This window comes from Xanthobacter lutulentifluminis (assembly GCF_043194675.2).
In the GTDB taxonomy this organism is placed as follows: domain Bacteria; phylum Pseudomonadota; class Alphaproteobacteria; order Rhizobiales; family Xanthobacteraceae; genus Xanthobacter.
The window spans coordinates 1,371,468-1,388,380 of record NZ_CM195525.1 but is presented as its reverse complement, the minus strand read 5'-3'; the positions used below and the strand labels follow the sequence as shown (position 1 = coordinate 1,388,380).

Below are 16,913 nucleotides of genomic sequence, written 5' to 3'. Positions count from 1 at the left end.
ACGGCTGGCGGCGGGCAAGCAGAGAACGGAGGCAGGCGCCGCCGGCGCCTCCGCGCGGACATGCGTCGCCGGGCTTGATCGCGGCCGGGGTAGGGCCTAGCTGAAGGCGACCGCCCGGCGGGGCGGCCCCCCTCATGCCAAGGCCAGCATCGCCATGGACGTCACCATCTATCACAACCCGCGCTGCGGAACCTCGCGCACCACACTTGCGCTGATCCGCGAGCGGGGCATCGAGCCGACGGTGATCGAATATCTCAAGACCCCGCCCGCGCGGGACGAGCTGGCCGCCCTCATCGTGCGCGCCGGCCTGTCGGTGCGTGATGTGCTGCGGGGCAAGGAGGCGCTCGCCGGTGAGCTCGGCCTGAACGATCCCGCGGTGACGGACGCGGCGCTGCTCGACGCCATGGTCGCGCACCCCATCCTCATCAACCGGCCCATCGTCGTCACCGCCGCGGGCGCGCGCCTGTGCCGCCCGGCGGACCGGGTGCTCGACCTCCTGCCCGGCGGGCCGGGCTGAGCCCGCGATGACAGGACGGGCCGCCGACGGCGGCCCTCAAGGGTGTGCATACGGCGGCGGGCGCGGCTTGCGCCTGATCAGGCTGGCCACCTCGCCGGAGAGTCGGGCAGAACAGCCGCTCACCTGATGGGCGGGGTGCTGCACCCGGTTGGCGGCAACGCGGATCTCGCCGGTGGCGTCGGCGACGCCGGTGAACATCTCGCTGAGCCGCCTGGCTCTGTCGGAGATGCCGGAGACGGCGGCCGACACCTGGTCGCCGTTGGTCTGTGCCGAGGCCACGAGCTGGCGCATGTCCGTGGCGGCGGTGGCGGTCTGCTGGGCCTGCGCCTTCAGGAAAACGATCGGTCGAGCCGAGAGGCTCGCCGGCCCCGATGAATTGGGCAACGAGAGCGGGCATCTCTCCGGAGCGCACCGGTTCGCGTGCGGCGCGGACTCACAGGGGTCCGGGTGTCGTCCCCGGGGCGCGATCGATCCTCGACGCCCCGGCGTGTCCGACGCCGGCGCCGCCGCGCCGGAGCTACCTCTCCTGTTCCTCGAACACGGCGTCGATCTTGCCTTTCAGCGTCTGGGCGTTGAACGGCTTGACGATGTAGTTGCTCACCTCCGCCTTCTTGGCGGCGATGACGTTCTCGGACTTGGCCTCGGCCGTCGCCATGATGAAGGGGATGGAGCCGATGGCGCCGTCGGCGGCCTCATTCACGTCCTTGAAGCCGATCTGCTTCAGAAGGTTACGGATGATGCGCGCCATGGTCTTGTAGTCGTCGACCACAAGAAGAGGCCATGGCCAGCATTGCCGGCGGGGCGCTCGAAACCGAGATCCCGCAGCGCGAGCGCAAGAACGAGATCGGCGACATCGCCCGCACCCTCGGCGTGTTCCGCGACGGCCTCGCCGAGGCCCAGTCCCTGCGCGAGGAGCAGAAGCGCCGGGACGAGCAGATGGCCGTGCAGATGGTGGCCGAGCGCGCCGCCATTGCCGAGAGCTTCCAGAGCCGCATGGGCGCGCTCGCCGAGCGCTTCTCCGGCTCGTCCGGCGAAGTGGCGGACGCCGCGCGCAACCTGTCGGCCACCGCCGAGGAGACCTCGCGCCAGGCCCAGTCCGTCACCACCGTTGCCGAAGGTGCCTCCGACAACGTGCAGACGGTGGCCGCCTCGGCCGAGGAGCTGTCCGCCTCCATCCGGGAGATGAGCGACCAGTTGTCCAGCTCGGCCGATATCGCGCGGTCCGCCGCCGAGGAGGCCGGGAAGACCAACGACAACATCCGCCAGCTGGCGGATGCGGCCCAGTCCATCGGGCAGGTGCTGAACCTCATCAAGGAGATCGCCGAGCAGACCAACCTGCTGGCCCTCAACGCCACCATCGAGGCGGCGCGGGCCGGCGACGCGGGCCGCGGCTTCGCCGTGGTCGCCGCCGAGGTGAAGGAACTGGCGGCCCAGACCGCCAAGGCGACCGACGAGATCTCCATGAAGATCGGCGAGATCCAGCATGCGACCTCGGCGACCGTCAGCTCCATCCAGAGCATCGTGAAGACGATCAACAACGTGCGTGACCTCACCGCCATGATCGCCTCCTCGGTGGAGGAGCAGCGCGCGGCCACCAGCGAGATCGCCGCCAGCACCCACCGCGCCGCCCAGGGCGCGACGCAGGTGACGAGCAACATGAGCGGCGTCGGCCAGGCCGCCGGCATGACCGGCTCCGCCGCCACCCAGCTCATGAGCCTGTCGTCGGTCCTGGCCGAGCAGTCGCACGACCTGAAGCGCGAGGTGACGAGCTTCGTCTCCACCCTGCGCGCGGCCTGATCCGGCATCGCCACACGCAAGCAGGGCCGGCGCCTCAAGGGGCGCCGGCCTTTTTGCGTTCCGGCGGGCATGGCAGGTGGGGGAGGGCGGGCCCGTGGAGCAGCGCGCGAGCGGGGGCAGGGGGCTCGAGAGGGGTGGGCTCGAGCGGGGTGGGCTTGGGTCCAGCCCGCGTCTGCCATCCGGGCAGCGCCAAACACGTAGGGCCGGCGCCCGAACAGGAGCCGGCCCTTCGTGTTGCTGCGTGAAGCGGGTCAGTCGAGGGTGATGCCGAGCCGGTCGGCCTGGCGGCGCACGAAAGCCTCCATCCGCTCGCGGCCGAGATCGGTGAGGCGCACCAGGATGCGGCGGCGGTCGCGGGCATCCGGCACCCGCTCCAGCAGGCCGGCGGCCTCCAGGTCGTCGATGCGGCGCAGCGCGGTGGTGGTGGGCGCGCCCGAGCCGATGCACAGGCTGGTGACCGAGATGGTCCGCTGGCTCGCCTCCGCGACCGCAAGGTCGAGCATCATCTCCCAGGCCGGATCGTTGAACAGGCCGGACTGGAAGATGGCGTCCCGGTCCGCCCGGGCGGCGACCAGCGCGCGCAGGTAGTTGGGACGCGCGATGTGGCCGGGGGATTGGTCCTCGCCCGGCGGGACCTCGTCCTCGGCCATGGAGAGGGCGCGGAAGATGGCGTGGGCCACCTCCTCCGCCGCCAGCGGCTTCTGCAGGAAGTCCACCGCCTGCAGGCGCAGCGCGCCGACCGCCCGGTCCAGCGAGGCGTGGCCGGTGATGACGATGGCGGCCATGGGATGCTTGCGCCGCCGCACCGACAGCTTCTGCAGCAGCTCGATGCCGTCGATGCGGGGCATCTGCAGGTCGGTGACGATGACCTTCAGCCCGTCGTGCCGCTGCACGAGGTCCAGCGCCTCCACCGCCGTGGTGGCGGTGAGGGAGGGGATGCCGAGCATGGCGAGGCCGTCGTGGAGCTCGGCCAGGATGTCCGGGTCATCGTCCACCAGCAGCACGCGGGGAGCGTTGACCTCAGCCTCAGCGCCCATCCTCTCCTCCGCTCTGCGGCGCACTGCCCCGCAATGCACGCTGCTTCTGCGGCCAAGCCTCCAGCAACGCCAGAAGCTCGGCAAGCGGCAGCTTCCGGGAAACCAGGAATCCCTGCAGAAGATCCACATGTTCCGCCTTGACGAATGACAAGTCGGCGGGGGCTTCCACCCCTTCGGCGACCACTTTGAGGCCCAGCCGGTGGCCGAGCTCCACCAGCAGCGCGAAGATGCTGCGGGCCTTCTCGGAGCTGCGGGCCTGCGTCAGCAGCCCGCGGTCGATCTTCAGCTCGGTGATGGGCAGGCGCGCGAGCTGGAGCAGCCCGCTCTGGCGCTGGCCCACGTCGTCGAGGGCGATGCCGAAGCCGGCGAGGCGCGCCTGGGCGATGGCCATCAGGGCATCGCTGGAGGAATCGTAGAGCGCGTCCTCGGTCAGCTCCAGGATGATCTGGCCCGGCTCCGCGCCCCCCTCCCGGGCGAGGCCGGCGAGCTCGGCCGGGCTGCCGGGATGCAGCACCGCCTCCAGCGGCACGTTGATGCTCACCGCGCCGGCGTGGCCGCGCGCGGTCCAGACCGCGCACCCCTCGGCAGCCGCGCGCACCATGAAGCAGGTCAGGCGCGTCAGCAGGTCGGGCACGCGCGCGGCGGCGGCCACCATCTGCAGCGGGGAAACCCTGCCGACCGCCGGCCCGGTGTCGCCCAGCAGGGCCTCGGCTCCGTCGAAGGCGAGCGTCTCCACGTCGATCTTGGGCTGGAAGGTAACCGGCACCTGTCCGGGATCGAGGGCCGACTGGAGCACGGCCGCCAGCTCCACCGACAGGAGCCTCAGCAGGTCCTGCGGGTCGACCGGCTTCTTGAACGTGCCGAGCACGTCGAGGTCGCCCATGCGGGCGGCGTCGGCCGCGGCGCGGATCACATCCTCCGGGCGGCCGCTGACGAGGATGACCCTGGCAGCCAGACGGCAGCGGCGCATGCGCCGCAGCACTTCGGTGCCGTCCATGCCGGGCATGGACAGGTCGAGGATGAAGACATCCATCGTGCACATGCGCGCCGGCGTGAGCGCGGCGGCGTCGCCGGCCGCGAAGACATCGTGGCCGGCAAGGGTCCGCGTCTCCGACAGATCCTCCCGGAAGTCGGTGTCGTCATCGAGCACGAAGACGCGCAGGCGGGCCGATGCAGGGCTCCCCATCGGTTCATTGGGCGGGTTCACGCCGTCGGGCTCCTTCCCATTCCCTTCCGCTTTGGTCCGGTGCGCCAGATCCATCCGCAAACGATTTAAACCGATCCTGGACGGGGCCGGTTGACGAAGATCATGTCATCGGTTGGTGGGCACAGGCCCACTGGAAGAAAACGGGGGCTGCTTGCGCGAAGCTTGTGCGTCAGTTGACACTCCTCACCTTGGCTTGCAAGCCGGAGTTACAGCCGACTTCATTCCATAATGGAGCGAGTTCGCATTGACGGAGCGTCAAAACAATTGTGCATTGCCACATGAGCAGGCGGCACTTGGGTGCCGCGAGCCGCTGGATGGTGCTGTGATGCATCAAGTGCTGGTCGTGGACGATGAGCCCGAATACCTGGATGAGCTGGTAGAGGCACTGGAATTCCGTGGCCTCGCGGCGATCTCCGTGGGACGGGGCGCCGGCGCGCTGGAGCTTCTGGCGCGCGAGCCCGCCATCCGGCTGGTGCTCACCGACATCCGCATGCCGGACATGGACGGGGTGCAGCTGATCGAGCAGGCGCGCGTCGCGTTTCCCGGGCGCCGCTTTCATTTTCTCGTCATGACCGGCCATGCGGCGCCGGTGGACATCGCCCGGGCGATGAGCGCGGGGGCCGAGCGCTGCTTCCCCAAGCCGCTCGCGTTCGAGGAACTGTGCGACACGATGGTGGAGTTGGGCGGCGCCGGACATGCGAAGGTCTGATCACCGCACCGGCCTCAAGGGCCTCCTGAACCCCGTCACGCTGATGCTGGTGGGGCTGGTGGTGCTTGTGGGCGTGATCCCGCTGGCGGTGGCCGTCGTCCTGTACCAGCTGCACGCCAAGTCCACCATGGACGAGGCGGAGATCAACGCCCGGCGCACCGCGACCCTGCTGCTGCGCAGCTTCGAGCAGGCGATCGAGCCCATCGACGCCATGCTCATCAACTTCGCCAACGACTTCAACAACCATGCGTCTCCGGACCAGATCTACGAGCAGCTGCGCACATACAGCCTGCCAGCTGCCGTCATCCAGCTGACGGTGACGGATCGCGACGGCACGATGATCGCGAGCAACCTCGCCGGCCCCGGCGGCCCCAAGGTCGATCTGTCCGACCGCGAGCACGTGCGGGTGCAGATGGGCAAGGATCCCGGGAACGCGCAGCTGTTCATCAGCAAGCCGGTGCTGGGGCGTGTGTCGAAGAAGTGGACCATCCAGCTCACCCGCCCCCTCGCCGACGAGGAAGGCAAGTACGCGGGCGTGGTGATCGCTTCCTATGCCATCAGCGACTTCATCGAGTTCTACGGCAAGCTGCGGACCGAGGAGGACATGCTGATCGGCCTCGTCGGGCGCGACGGCATCATCCGCGCCCGCGTGGCCAACGTCACCAGCTTCGGCGACGACGTCTCCAAGAGCCATGCCTTCCGCAAGATGATGGAGCAGGGCAGCTCGGTCTACGACCAGAAGAGCCCCATCGATGGCGTCGACCGGATCGGCTACCAGATTCCCTCGCAACGCTTCCCCATCAACGTCGTCGTCGCCTACTCCAAGGCGTTCGTGACCGAGAAGAGCGCAAACTTCCGCAACGGCATCTGGGGCACCGCGCTCGGCCTGTCCATGGCCATGCTGTTCGTGGCGCTGCTCGGCGGGCGATACTTCGGCCTGCAGCGGCGGCTGGAGGCGCAGGAGGTGCAGGCCCTGGCCCGCCAGCGCGAGGCCAACGTGCTCGACGCCATCAGCCGGGTTCCGGGCGTGGCGGTGATGCATGTGAGCGAGGACGGCGTCAGTGAGCTCGGCGCCGCGCAGCAGCCGCTGGCGCCCATGCTGCACGGCTACATCAACAGCCCCGGCTTCCGCAGCCTGGCGTCCGGCATCCACGAGCCGCATCTGCGCAACGAGCACCTCTCCGACGGGCGCAACGAGATGGAGGTGGAGGTGGTGGTGGCGCCGCTCGAGCGGATCGACCGCAACGCGCCGCAGGATGCCGTGCGCGAGGTGGTGGTGTTCGCGGTGGACCAGACCCAGCGCCGGATGGAGGAGAACAAGCTCTACCAGATGTCCAAGCTCGCCTCCCTCGGCGAGGTGGCGACCGGTCTCGCCCATGAGATCAACCAGCCGCTCGGGGTGATCCGGCTGGCGGCCTCCAATGCCCTGACCGGCATGAAGATGGGCCTGCCGCCCGAGCATCTGGTCTCCAAGCTCGATCGCATCGTGCAGCAGACGGTGCGCATGAGCCGCATCATCGATCACATGCGCATCTTCGGCCGCAAGAGCGAGGAGCGCCTCCAGCCTTCCCGGCCCATGGATGCGGTGGAAGGCGCGCTGCAGGTGGTCGGCGCGCACCTGCGCATGGACAAGATCGAGGTCGCCACCCTGGCCGACGACGACGTGCCGCAGGTGCTGTGCCGCCAGGACCAGCTGGAGCAGGTGCTCATCAACCTCCTGCAGAACGCGCGCGACGCGATTGTCGAGCGTGCCGCGCGGGAGGGAAGCGGCTTTGCCGGGCGCATCGCGGTCCGGGTCCAGCGGCTGGCGGCGGCGCCCGGTCCGGGGGAGGTGCGCATCGAGGTGGCCGACAATGCCGGCGGCGTGCCGGCCGAGACCATCGAGCGCATCTTCCAGCCCTTCTTCACCACCAAGCCGCCGGGGAAGGGCACCGGCCTCGGCCTGTCGGTCAGCTTCGGCATCATCCGCGACCATGGCGGGATGCTGTCGGTGCAGAACGATGCCGAGGGCGCGGTGTTCACCATCCTCATGCCGGCGCTGGCGCCGGAGGGCGCGCCGGTCGCCGAGCCCGAGGTTGCGGAGCCGCAGCCGTCCTGACCTGCAAGCGACGTCCGCACGCGACGCCGGACGGCAGCGGCGCGCGGCCGGCTCAGCCCGCCGGAGGCGTGCTCCAGCTCACCTGCAGCGGCTCGCGGAAGGCGAAGCGCTCGAGGTGGCGGACCACCACATCCTTGAGCTGGACCATGTCCTCCGCCGAGGGCGCCGAGAGCGCGAGGTCGAGCGCAGCGGCATCCGCCGCCAGCCGGCACTCGCCGATGGAGAAGGTGATGCGGCCGGCGGCGGCGTCATGCTCCACGGGCAGCTTGTGGGCGAAGTGCTTGCACAATTGCTGCAGGTAGCGCGAGGCCGATGCGGTCTCGATCCGCGCGGTGTCATGGAGCAGGGTGGGCGTGTCCGTCATCAGCTTTCCTCCACGTTGCGGGCGGCCGCGTCGAGCGCGGCGGCGATCCGCGTGGCGGCCTCGGCATCGATGCCGCCCCGCCGCATCCGCAGCCGCAGCGCGACCTTCAGATTCTCCATGGCACGCACCACCGGCGCCGGAACACCCTCGCGCCCGTGGGGGCCACCCTCGCCGATGCGGGCCATCAGCACGTCCGTCGCCGCCCGGTTGGCCTCAAGGAAGGCGCGCCCTTCCTCGGTGATGGCCGAGCGCTTGCGGTTGCCTTCGGCCGCCTCGACCGTGGTGTAGCCCATGTCCTCCAGCCAGGAGAGGGTGGGATAGATGACCCCGGGGCTGGGGGTGTAGCTGCCGCCGAAGCGCTCCTCCACGGCCTTGATCAGCTCGTAGCCGTGGCTGGGCTTGTCCGCGATCATCGCCAGCAGCAGGAGCCGCAGCTCGCCGTAGTCGAACGGTCGCCCGCCGTGCCGGCCGCCCCTGCGGTGGGCGTGGTGGGGATGGGGATGCCCCGGGCCGTCGTGGCCTTCGGGAGCGTGGAAGGGATGGCCGAAGCCGTGAAAATGATGATGTCTCATGATGCCGATATAAAACGCGATATATCGAAAATCAAGATATATCGAGAATATTCCTTTTTGCGTCCCTCGATCCCGTTGCCCGACGCGTCGGACGGCCCCTGATCCCCGGTGAGCGGGTCGTGTAGAAGGGGCTCCCGGCCGCGTGCCGGAACGACGGGCCGGGTGCGCCGGCCGAGGGAGGACACATGGCGGAACTCAAGGTGGCGCTCATCACGGCGGGCGGCAGCGGCATGGGCGCGGCGGCGGCGCGACGGCTGGCGGCAGACGGCTTTTCGGTGGCCATCCTCTCCTCCTCCGGCAAGGGCGAGGCGCTGGCGCAGGAGCTGGGCGGGCTCGGCGTCACCGGCTCCAACCGCGCGCCGGACGACATCGCCCGCCTGGTGGACGGCGCCATGGCGCGCTGGGGCCGCATCGACGTGCTGGTGAACAGCGCCGGCCACGGCCCGCGCGCGCCGCTGCTGGAGATCTCCGACGAGGCGTGGCACACCGGCCTCGACGTCTATTTGATGAACGTCATCCGCCCGACGCGGGTCGTCACCCCGGTCATGCAGGCGCAGAAGGGCGGCGCCATCATCAACATCTCGTCCGCCTGGGCGTTCGAGCCGACCGCCATGTTCCCCACCTCGGCGGTGTTCCGGGCCGGGCTCGCCGCCTTCACAAAGATCTTCGCCGACACCTACGCCGCCGACAACGTGCGCATGAACAACATCCTGCCCGGCTGGATCGACAGCCTGCCGGCGACCGAGGAGCGGCGCGAGAGCGTGCCCATGGGACGCTACGGCACCAGCGAGGAGATCGCCGCGACCGTGGCCTTCCTCGCCTCGGACGGCGGCGGCTACATCACCGGGCAGAACCTCAGGGTGGACGGCGGCCTGACCCGCTCCATCTGAGGGCGCAGGCCGGCGCGCGCCGCGCGGCAGCCATTCCCCGGCGTGGTTGAACGCGCGTCGCGAATCGATATGAGTCATCCCATGACCTTCCCCCACCGCTCCACCGGGCGGGCGCGCCGATGACGGTGGCCGCCCGATGACCTCCCCGACGAAGGTGTCCATCGACCTCGGCATCCGCGTGGGCGGAGGCACGGCCGTGCTGGACCTCGAGGAACTGCTCGCCACGCGCCTGCTGGTGCAGGGCAATTCCGGCTCCGGGAAGTCGCACCTGCTGCGCCGCCTGCTGGAGCAGAGCGCGCCGTGGGTGCAGCAGGCGGTGATCGACCCGGAGGGGGATTTCGTCAGCCTCGCCGAGCGCTTCGGCCATGTGGTGGTGGACGCCCAGCGCGGCGAGGCGGACCTGCAGCGCATCGCCGCCCGGGTGCGGCAGCATCGCGTGTCGGTGGTGCTGAATCTCGAGGGGCTGGACAGCGAGCAGCAGATGCGCGCCGCCGCCGCCTTCCTCGGCGGCCTGTTCGATGCCGACCGGGACATGTGGTACCCGGTTCTCGTGGTGGTGGACGAGGCGCAGCTGTTCGCGCCCATGGCGGCGGGCGAGGTCTCCGACGAGGCGCGCAAGGTGTCGCTCGGCGCCATGACCAACCTCATGTGCCGCGGCAGAAAGCGCGGGCTGGCCGGCGTCATCGCCACCCAGCGCCTCGCCAAGCTTGCCAAGAACGTGGCGGCCGAAGCCTCCAACTTCCTGATGGGCCGTACCTTCCTCGACATCGACATGGCGCGCGCCGCCGACCTTCTCGGCATGGAGCGGCGGCAGGCGGAGATGTTCCGGGATCTGGAAAGCGGCAACTTCGTCGCCCTCGGTCCGGCGCTGGCCCGCCGGCCGCTGCCGGTCCGCATCGGCCCGGTGGAGACGCAGGCGCGCTCCACCAGTCCCAAGCTGCTGCCGCTGCCCGAGCCCGCTGCCGCCGAGGACGCCCACGACCTCATCTTCACGCCCGGCGCCGACGAGGGGCGGTTTCTCGCCCCGCGCCGCCCGCCGCCGGTGGCGCCCACGGCCGACGTGCTGGCCGCGCTCGCCAAGGGCGCGCCGCCGAGCCTGCCCAACGTCCCGGCGCCCCCCGCGGCCGGCGTTCCCGCCCCGCCCACGGTGCCGGCCCTCTCCCCGGAACAGCGGCAGGCCGCCATCGACGCGGCGCTGCGCGAGATCCTCGCCGAAAGCGACGCCGGCTTCCGCACCATCGCCGTGCTCTATCAGGACTTCCTCGTGCGCTGCCGCATCCGCCGCGTGGGCGGGGAGGCGCTGAGCCTGTCCGCCTTCCGGCGCCGGCTGGCGGTGGCCCATGCGGGCATCGATCTCGCCGAGGCGGAAGCCGACGATTCCCCCTGGGCCGAGGTGCTGGGCATGGCCGGCACCCTGCCGGAGGACATGCAGGGCGTGTTCCTTACCCTCGCCCGCGCCGCCTTCGACCGCCGGCCCTGTCCTTCGGATGCGGACGTGGCGCGGGCCTATGGCAGCCGCTCGCCCGGCCGCGCGCGGCGGCTGCTCGCCTACATGGAGGAGCGGCAGGTGATCGTGTGCCGTCTGGACGGGCGCGGCCGCCGTATCGTGGCCATTCCCGGCCTCGCCTGGGAGACCGAGCCCGGCGATCCCAACGCCCCCGGCGGCGGCAGCGCCGCGCCCCAGCCCGCGACCTCGGCGGCCGACTGAGAAATCCGGGGCGGGGCAACCTCCGGGCGCATGCGGCAACCGCCGCGCCGCTCCGATCGCGGTGCCTGCCCCGGACGCATCCTCTGCCGGCGACGTCCGCTCGCAATGCTGCCGTGGCAAGCGACGGCGCGACCTGCGGGGGCGGCCGCGCCGCCTGCCCGCACGTCACGGATGCCGTCCGACTGCCTGAGGCATGCCGCAGCGTCCGTCCCGAGCCCGTGGATCGCGCTACCCCGACGCCGCGGCGTCGGGCGGGGATCGCAAAGCCCCGTAAGACGCTGAAGAATAGATGCTGTCCCCCGGCCCGGCATATCCGCTAAACGGAGGATATGCGCCGCGGGCGGTCCCGCGCCGTGGCGTTCATAATCGCGGCATCGCCAGGGGCGCGGGGTGCATTCGGCGCGGCGTGGCGGTAGCCTTGCGCACCTTTCCCCTCTCGTCCGGCCTCTCCCCGGACCTCTCAGACCTTATGGCCCCATCGTGAAGAAGATCGGTTTCCTGTCGTTCGGGCACTGGACGCCCTCGCCCCAGTCGGGCACCCGTTCCGCCGCGGATGCGCTGCTCCAATCCATCGACCTCGCCGTCGCGGCGGAGGAGCTGGGCGCGGACGGCGCCTATTTCCGGGTGCACCATTTCGCCCGGCAGCTGGCCGCGCCGTTCCCCCTGCTCGCCGCGGTGGGCGCGCGCACGCAGCGCATCGAGATCGGCACCGCCGTCATCGACATGCGCTACGAGAACCCGCTCTACATGGCGGAGGACGCCGGCGCGGCCGATCTCATCTCCCGTGGCCGCCTGCAGCTCGGCATCAGCCGCGGCTCGCCGGAGCAGGTGATCGACGGGTGGCGCCATTTCGGCTACCGCCCGGCCGACGGCGAGAGCGACGCCGACATGGCCCGCCGTCACGCCGAGCTGTTCCTGGACGTGCTGCGCGGCGAAGGCTTCGCCCAGCCCAACCCCCGGCCCATGTTCCCCAATCCGCCCGGTCTCCTGCGGCTGGAGCCGCATGCCCCGGGCCTGCGCGAGCGCATCTGGTGGGGCGCCAGCACCAACGCCACCGCGGTGTGGGCCGCGACGCTCGGCATGCACCTGCAAAGCTCGACCCTCAAGACCGACGAGGGCGGCCAGCCGTTCCACATCCAGCAGGCGGAGCAGATCCGCGCCTATCGCGCCGCCTGGAAGGCCGCCGGCCACACCCGCGAGCCGCGCGTCTCGGTGAGCCGCTCCATCTTCGCGCTGGTGGATGACCGCGACCGCGCCTATTTCGGCCGGGGCGGGGCGGATACCGACACCATCGGCAACATCGACGAGAGCACCCGCGCCATCTTCGGCCGCAGCTACGCCGATGCCCCCGACGCGCTGGTGCGCCAGCTGGCGCAGGACGAGGCCATCGCCGAGGCGGACACCCTGCTGCTCACCGTCCCCAACCAGCTGGGCGTGGACTACAACGCCCATGTCATCGAGATGGTGCTGAAGCACGTCGCCCCTGCGCTCGGCTGGCGCTGACCTGCGCGATCCCACGCCGCTGCGCGGCCGGCGCGCAGCGGCGCTGGCCGCCTCGAATCCGCGCGGGCGGCGGCGGTTCAGGACCCGCGTCCGGATCGCGGTGGTCCGTACGGCCCGATGTCGCGCAGGGGGCATGAACGACACGACCAGCTCAGCCCCCGATCCCTCGCTCCTGCAGGCGGCGGCCGATTTGGCCGTCCGATGCCGAGGCGCTCTCGGCGCGGCGGAAGGCGCCCGGCACCTCGCCGGAGGGCCTGCCTGCGCAGGGGATCGCTGCCGCGCCGGCGACCGCGCATGAAAAAGGGCGGGGGAAGCTCCCCCGCCCGCAACCTCGCTCGCTCCCGCCCGCTTGGGGCGGTGGACCCTCCCGTCACAGGCGCTCGATGATCATGGCGATGCCCTGGCCGCCGCCGATGCACATGGTGATGAGGCCGTAGCGGCCGCCGGTGCGGCGCAGCTCGTAGATGGTCTTGACGGTCAGGATGGCGCCGGTTGCGCCCACCGGATGGCCGAGCGCGATGGCGCCGCCGTTGGGGTTCACCTTGGCCGGATCGAAGCCGAGCGCCTTCGACACCGCGCAGGCCTGCGCCGCGAACGCCTCGTTGGATTCGATCACGTCGATGTCGGCGACGGAGAGCCCCGCCTTCTTCAGCGCGGTCTGCACGGCGGGAACCGGGCCCATGCCCATCTCGGACGGATCGACGCCGGCAAGGCCGTAGGACACCATGCGGGCGAGGGGCGCGAGGCCCCGCGCGGCCGCCGTCTCGCCGCTCGCCAGCACCACCGCGGCGGCGCCGTCATTGATGCCGGAGGCGTTGCCGGCGGTGACCGTGCCGCCCTTCTTGAACACCGCCTTCAGCTTGGCCATGTCCTCGATGCGCGCATCCTTGCGGAAGTGCTCGTCCGTGTCGAACACCACCGGACCCTTGCGGGAGGCGATCTCCACCGGGGCGATCTGCTCGGCGAAATGGCCGGCGGCCACGGCGGCGGCGGCGCGGCGATGGCTCTCCACCGCGGCGGCGTCCTGATCCTCGCGGGAGACCTGGTAGCGCTCGGAGACGTTCTCGGCGGTCACGCCCATGTGGCCGTTGCCGAACGGATCGGTGAGCACGCCCACCATCATGTCCACCATGCCCACATTGCCCATGCGCTGGCCCCAGCGCGCCTGCGGCACGAGATAGCCGCCGCGGCTCATGCTCTCGGCGCCGCCGGCAAGGGTGATCGCGGCATCGCCGAGCCGGATCAGCTGGGCGGCGTTGACGATGGCCTGCAGGCCCGAGCCGCACAGGCGGTTCACGGTCATGGCCGGGGCTTCCTTGGGAACGCCCGCCTCGATGGCCGCCACGCGCGAGATGTACATGTCGCGCGGCTCGGTGTGGATCACGTTGCCGAACACCGTGTGCTCCACCTCTTCCGGCGCGATGCCGGCGCGGGCGATGGCGGCCTTGGCGGCATGGGCGCCCAGCGCGGTGGGCGGCACGTCCTTGAGGGAGCCGCCGTAGCTGCCGATGGGGGTGCGCGCGCCGGAGAGGAAGACGACTTCAGGCTGGCTCATGGGTCTCGCCTTCTGTGGAGAGGGGTACGGAAACGGGATCACGCCTCGAGCGGGATCGAGATGCGCGGCAGGGGATGGCGGTCGCGCCGGGCGAGCGCCGCGACGGCGGCCTCGAGGCGCGCCGGCGGATAGCGGCGCATCAGCGCGAACGGACCCTCGCGGAACTTCAGCGCCATGACCGCGCCCCGGTCGGTCTCCTGCGGATCGGCGACGCGCTCCGCCAGCAGCTCCAGTGCCGGGATGGCGATGGCGCCGACGAGACGGTCCTCGATCGCATCGGCCTTCGCGGGCAGCCGGGCGCCCTCCTCCAGCGCATACAGGGCGCCGCTTTCCCCCTTGGCGATCAGCTCCGCGCTCACGGTGTAGAACGGGCCGAGCGGGGAGAGATTGTCCATGGCGTGGCCGGCGACGCGCGGCCCGATGAGGTTCAGCACCGTGAACGGACCGGCGGCGACCCCGAGCCGCTCGCGGGCCACCGCATCCACCTCGGACGGGGTGGCGAGGCCGTCCGCCACGATGCGCACCGCCTCGTTGTAATAGGGGCAGAAGAAGCGGTTGATGGCGAAGCCGGGCCGGTCCGCGCACGACAGGGCGGTGCGGCGGGTGGCGGCGAGGAAGGCGCGCGCGCGGGCCATCGTGGCGTCGCTCGTCTGCTCGGCCCGCACCACCTCCACCAGCGGGCAGACCTCCGCCGGGCTGAAATAATGCAGGCCGAGGACACGGTCGGCGAAGGGCAGGCCCTCGGCGATGGCGGTGACCTGCAGCGCGCTGGTGTTGGTGGCGACGATGGTTTCGGGCCCGAGATGGGGCTCCAGCGCCGTGAACACCCCGCGCTTGACCGCGAGATCCTCGAACACGGCCTCGATCACCACGTCGGCCCCGGCGAGATCGGCGAGGGCGGCGGCCGGCTGCAGGCGGGAGAGGGCGGCTGCGGCGTCGGCCTCGGCCATGCGGCCGTTCTTGACCCAGCGGGCATAGACCCCGGCGGCGCGATCGCGCAGGTGGGCGACGCTCTCGGGATGCGTGTCATAGACCAGCACCTCGAGCCCGTGCCGGGCAGCATCGAGCGCGATGCCGCCGCCCATCAGTCCCGAACCGATCATCGCCAGCTTCATGACAAGGCCTTTATCCACATGACACGCTGCCCGAGGGCCGGGTGGCCGGCGGGGAGCCCCGGTCCGGCTCCCCCTGTGCGCCGGACCGGCGCCGGTTACCGCCCATGGGCCGGCCGGATGCGGGTCCCATGTCCTGCCGATCGGCGCCTGCGTCAATACCATGCCGGGAATTTGAGCGCAGGATCGCGGCGCCGCCGGCGGCGGCTCAGGTGCGCAGGCCCGGCGCTTCCTGGCCGGTGCGGGCCACATATTCCGTATAACCGCCGGGGTAGAGGTGGATGCCCTCCGGCGTCAGCTCCAGCACCCGGTTGGAGAGGGCGGCGAGGAAGTGGCGGTCGTGGGAGACGAACAGCATGGTCCCCTCGTAATCCGCCAGCGCCGCCACCAGCATCTCCTTGGTGGCCATGTCGAGATGGTTGGTCGGCTCGTCCAGCACCAGGAAGTTCGGCGGATCGTACAGCATCTTGGCCATCACCAGCCGCGCCTTCTCACCGCCCGAGAGCACCCGGCAGCGCTTGTCCTGGTCGTCGCCGGAAAAGCCGAAGCAGCCGGCGAGCGTGCGCAGCGAGCCCTGCCCGGCCTGGGGGAAGGCGTCCTCCAGCGTCTCGAACACGGTGCGCTCGCCGTCGAGCAGGTCCATGGCGTGCTGGGCGAAATAGCCCATCTTCACGCTGCCGCCCACGTTGACGGTGCCGGAATCCGGCTCGGCCGCGCCGGCGATCAGCTTCAGCAGCGTGGACTTGCCGGCGCCGTTCACGCCCATGACGCACCAGCGGTCGCGGCGGCGGATGGAGAAATCGAGCCCCTCATAGATGGCGCGGCTGCCGTAGCTCTTGTGGACACTCTTGAGGGTGGCCACGTCCTCGCCCGAGCGCGGCGGGGAGGGGAAGTCGAAGGCGATGCTCTCGCGGCGGCGCGGCGGCTCCACCCGGTCGATCTTCTCCAGCTTCTTCACCCGGCTCTGGACCTGCGCGGCGTGGGAGGCGCGGGCCTTGAAGCGCTCGATGAACTGGATCTCCTTGGCCAGCATGGCCTGCTGGCGCTCGTACTGCGCCTGCTGCTGCTTCTCGTTCTGGGCGCGCTGCTGGGCGTAGAACTCATAGTCACCGGAGAAGGTGGTGAGGCTGCCGGCGTCGATCTCGATCACCTTGGTGACGATCCGGTTCATGAAGGCGCGGTCGTGGGAGGTCATCATCAGGGCGCCGTCGAAGCCCTTGAGGAAGCTCTCCAGCCAGATCAGGCTCTCGATGTCGAGATGGTTGGACGGCTCGTCCAGCAGCATCACGTCCGGGCGCATCAGCAGGATGCGGGCCAGCGCGACGCGCATCTTCCAGCCGCCGGAGAGCTTGCCCACGTCGCCGTCCATCATCTCCTGGCTGAAGCCGAGGCCGGCCAGCACCTCGGCGGCGCGGCCCTCCAGCGCGTAGCCGCCCAGCTCCTCGAACCGGCCCTGCACCTCGCCGTAGCGCTCCACCAGGGCGTCCATCTCGTCGGCGCGGTCGGGATCGCCCAGCGCCGCCTCGATCTCCTTCAGCTCGGCGGCGACGGTGCTCACCGGGCCGGCGCCATCCATCACCTCGGCGAGGGCGGAGCGGCCCGACATCTCGCCCACGTCCTGGCTGAAATAGCCGATGGTCACGCCGCGATCGACGCTCACCTGCCCCTCGTCCGGCGGCTCCTGGCCGGTGATGATGCGGAACAGGGTGGTCTTGCCGGCGCCGTTGGGGCCGACAAGCCCCACCTTCTCGCCCTTCAGCAGGGCGGCGGACGCCTCGATGAAGACGATCTGCCGGCCGTTCTGCTTGCCGATGTTGTCGAGCCTGATCATGCGCCGCGGGTCT

Annotated in this window: 16 protein-coding genes; 7 read left to right on the top strand and 9 right to left on the bottom strand. The window is 70.8% G+C overall.

Annotated features, from left to right (window positions below; all coding sequences use genetic code 11):
• Positions 1-154 precede the first annotated feature (154 nt).
• Positions 155-517 (top strand): arsenate reductase (glutaredoxin), encoded by a 363-nt coding sequence (gene arsC / locus V5F49_RS06260; protein WP_394115953.1) that lies wholly within the window; start codon positions 155-157, stop codon positions 515-517.
• Positions 518-553: 36 nt separating this feature from the next.
• On the opposite strand, the gene V5F49_RS06255 is transcribed toward arsC, so the two are convergent.
• Together V5F49_RS06255 and V5F49_RS06250 are read right to left on the bottom strand one after the other, a co-directional pair.
• Entirely contained in the window at positions 554-901 is a 348-nt protein-coding gene (locus tag V5F49_RS06255; protein ID WP_394115954.1) for a hypothetical protein, read from the bottom strand.
• Between the two features lie 133 nt (positions 902-1,034).
• Positions 1,035-1,265, bottom strand: coding sequence for a response regulator (locus V5F49_RS06250; protein WP_394116283.1), 231 nt, complete (start codon positions 1,263-1,265; stop codon positions 1,035-1,037).
• 32 nt (positions 1,266-1,297) lie between these two features.
• Between V5F49_RS06250 and V5F49_RS06245 the strand changes: the two genes are divergently transcribed.
• Positions 1,298-2,314 carry a methyl-accepting chemotaxis protein gene (locus V5F49_RS06245; RefSeq protein ID WP_394115955.1) on the top strand — a complete coding sequence of 339 codons (1,017 nt, stop codon included), beginning with the start codon at positions 1,298-1,300 and terminating at the stop codon, positions 2,312-2,314.
• Positions 2,315-2,565: 251 nt separating this feature from the next.
• Here the strand turns inward: V5F49_RS06245 and V5F49_RS06240 are convergent, their stop codons facing one another.
• Both V5F49_RS06240 and V5F49_RS06235 read right to left on the bottom strand, forming a co-directional pair.
• Complete coding sequence (locus V5F49_RS06240; RefSeq protein WP_394115956.1) at positions 2,566-3,351, bottom strand: response regulator; 786 nt, start codon at positions 3,349-3,351, stop codon at positions 2,566-2,568.
• Complete coding sequence (locus V5F49_RS06235; protein ID WP_509210751.1) at positions 3,341-4,537, bottom strand: EAL domain-containing protein; 1,197 nt, start codon at positions 4,535-4,537, stop codon at positions 3,341-3,343. The genes V5F49_RS06240 and V5F49_RS06235 overlap by 11 nt, the downstream gene beginning before the upstream one ends.
• A gap of 355 nt (positions 4,538-4,892) precedes the next feature.
• Here V5F49_RS06235 and V5F49_RS06230 point away from each other — a divergent pair, with 355 nt between their 5' ends.
• Both V5F49_RS06230 and V5F49_RS06225 read left to right on the top strand, forming a co-directional pair.
• A complete protein-coding gene (locus V5F49_RS06230) occupies positions 4,893-5,267 on the top strand; it encodes a response regulator (protein ID WP_394115958.1) in 375 nt (124 codons plus the stop codon).
• Complete coding sequence (locus V5F49_RS06225) at positions 5,254-7,365, top strand: ATP-binding protein (RefSeq protein ID WP_394115959.1); 2,112 nt, start codon at positions 5,254-5,256, stop codon at positions 7,363-7,365. Before V5F49_RS06230 ends, V5F49_RS06225 begins: the two co-directional genes overlap by 14 nt.
• 52 nt (positions 7,366-7,417) lie before the next feature.
• Here the strand turns inward: V5F49_RS06225 and V5F49_RS06220 are convergent, their stop codons facing one another.
• On the bottom strand, positions 7,418-7,729 hold the full coding sequence (locus V5F49_RS06220) for a DUF2218 domain-containing protein (RefSeq protein ID WP_394115960.1): 312 nt from the start codon (positions 7,727-7,729) through the stop codon (positions 7,418-7,420).
• Positions 7,729-8,301, bottom strand: coding sequence for a PadR family transcriptional regulator (locus V5F49_RS06215; RefSeq protein WP_394115961.1), 573 nt, complete (start codon positions 8,299-8,301; stop codon positions 7,729-7,731). Before V5F49_RS06215 ends, V5F49_RS06220 begins: the two co-directional genes overlap by 1 nt.
• A gap of 185 nt (positions 8,302-8,486) precedes the next feature.
• On the opposite strand from V5F49_RS06215, the gene V5F49_RS06210 reads away from it, so the two are divergent.
• The 3 genes from V5F49_RS06210 (at position 8,487) to V5F49_RS06200 (ending at position 12,402) form a co-directional block, all read left to right on the top strand.
• Positions 8,487-9,191: an SDR family oxidoreductase gene (locus tag V5F49_RS06210; RefSeq protein ID WP_394115962.1), complete on the top strand. Its 705-nt coding sequence runs from the start codon at positions 8,487-8,489 to the stop codon at positions 9,189-9,191.
• 136 nt (positions 9,192-9,327) lie between these two features.
• Positions 9,328-10,899: an ATP-binding protein gene (locus V5F49_RS06205; protein ID WP_394115963.1), complete on the top strand. Its 1,572-nt coding sequence runs from the start codon at positions 9,328-9,330 to the stop codon at positions 10,897-10,899.
• A 480-nt stretch (positions 10,900-11,379) separates the two neighbouring features.
• A complete protein-coding gene (locus tag V5F49_RS06200) occupies positions 11,380-12,402 on the top strand; it encodes an LLM class flavin-dependent oxidoreductase (RefSeq protein WP_394115964.1) in 1,023 nt (340 codons plus the stop codon).
• Between the two features lie 370 nt (positions 12,403-12,772).
• Here the strand turns inward: V5F49_RS06200 and V5F49_RS06195 are convergent, their stop codons facing one another.
• The 3 genes from V5F49_RS06195 to V5F49_RS06185 form a co-directional block, all read right to left on the bottom strand.
• Positions 12,773-13,957, bottom strand: a complete 1,185-nt coding sequence (locus V5F49_RS06195) for an acetyl-CoA C-acyltransferase family protein (protein ID WP_394115965.1) — start codon at positions 13,955-13,957, stop codon at positions 12,773-12,775.
• A 38-nt stretch (positions 13,958-13,995) separates the two neighbouring features.
• Positions 13,996-15,072: a 3-hydroxyacyl-CoA dehydrogenase family protein gene (locus V5F49_RS06190; protein WP_394115966.1), complete on the bottom strand. Its 1,077-nt coding sequence runs from the start codon at positions 15,070-15,072 to the stop codon at positions 13,996-13,998.
• A 205-nt stretch (positions 15,073-15,277) separates the two neighbouring features.
• Entirely contained in the window at positions 15,278-16,900 is a 1,623-nt protein-coding gene (locus V5F49_RS06185; RefSeq protein WP_394115967.1) for an ABC-F family ATP-binding cassette domain-containing protein, read from the bottom strand.
• Between the last annotated feature and the right edge of the window lie 13 nt (positions 16,901-16,913).

What these genes read in the sequence shown, in the direction of transcription:
- V5F49_RS06245 (WP_394115955.1), top strand. Translation starts at nt 1,298, where the DNA reads ATGGCCAGCATTGCCGGCGGGGCGCTCGAAACCGAGATCCCGCAGCGC.
- V5F49_RS06205 (WP_394115963.1), top strand. Translation starts at nt 9,328, where the DNA reads ATGACCTCCCCGACGAAGGTGTCCATCGACCTCGGCATCCGCGTGGGC.
- V5F49_RS06215 (WP_394115961.1), bottom strand. Translation starts at nt 8,301, where the DNA reads ATGAGACATCATCATTTTCACGGCTTCGGCCATCCCTTCCACGCTCCC.
- V5F49_RS06220 (WP_394115960.1), bottom strand. Translation starts at nt 7,729, where the DNA reads ATGACGGACACGCCCACCCTGCTCCATGACACCGCGCGGATCGAGACC.
- V5F49_RS06250 (WP_394116283.1), bottom strand. Translation starts at nt 1,265, where the DNA reads ATGGCGCGCATCATCCGTAACCTTCTGAAGCAGATCGGCTTCAAGGAC.
- V5F49_RS06190 (WP_394115966.1), bottom strand. Translation starts at nt 15,072, where the DNA reads ATGAAGCTGGCGATGATCGGTTCGGGACTGATGGGCGGCGGCATCGCG.
- V5F49_RS06210 (WP_394115962.1), top strand. Translation starts at nt 8,487, where the DNA reads ATGGCGGAACTCAAGGTGGCGCTCATCACGGCGGGCGGCAGCGGCATG.
- V5F49_RS06225 (WP_394115959.1), top strand. Translation starts at nt 5,254, where the DNA reads ATGCGAAGGTCTGATCACCGCACCGGCCTCAAGGGCCTCCTGAACCCC.
- V5F49_RS06240 (WP_394115956.1), bottom strand. Translation starts at nt 3,351, where the DNA reads ATGGGCGCTGAGGCTGAGGTCAACGCTCCCCGCGTGCTGCTGGTGGAC.
- V5F49_RS06235 (WP_509210751.1), bottom strand. Translation starts at nt 4,537, where the DNA reads ATGGGGAGCCCTGCATCGGCCCGCCTGCGCGTCTTCGTGCTCGATGAC.
- V5F49_RS06185 (WP_394115967.1), bottom strand. Translation starts at nt 16,900, where the DNA reads ATGATCAGGCTCGACAACATCGGCAAGCAGAACGGCCGGCAGATCGTC.
- V5F49_RS06195 (WP_394115965.1), bottom strand. Translation starts at nt 13,957, where the DNA reads ATGAGCCAGCCTGAAGTCGTCTTCCTCTCCGGCGCGCGCACCCCCATC.
- arsC (WP_394115953.1), top strand. Translation starts at nt 155, where the DNA reads ATGGACGTCACCATCTATCACAACCCGCGCTGCGGAACCTCGCGCACC.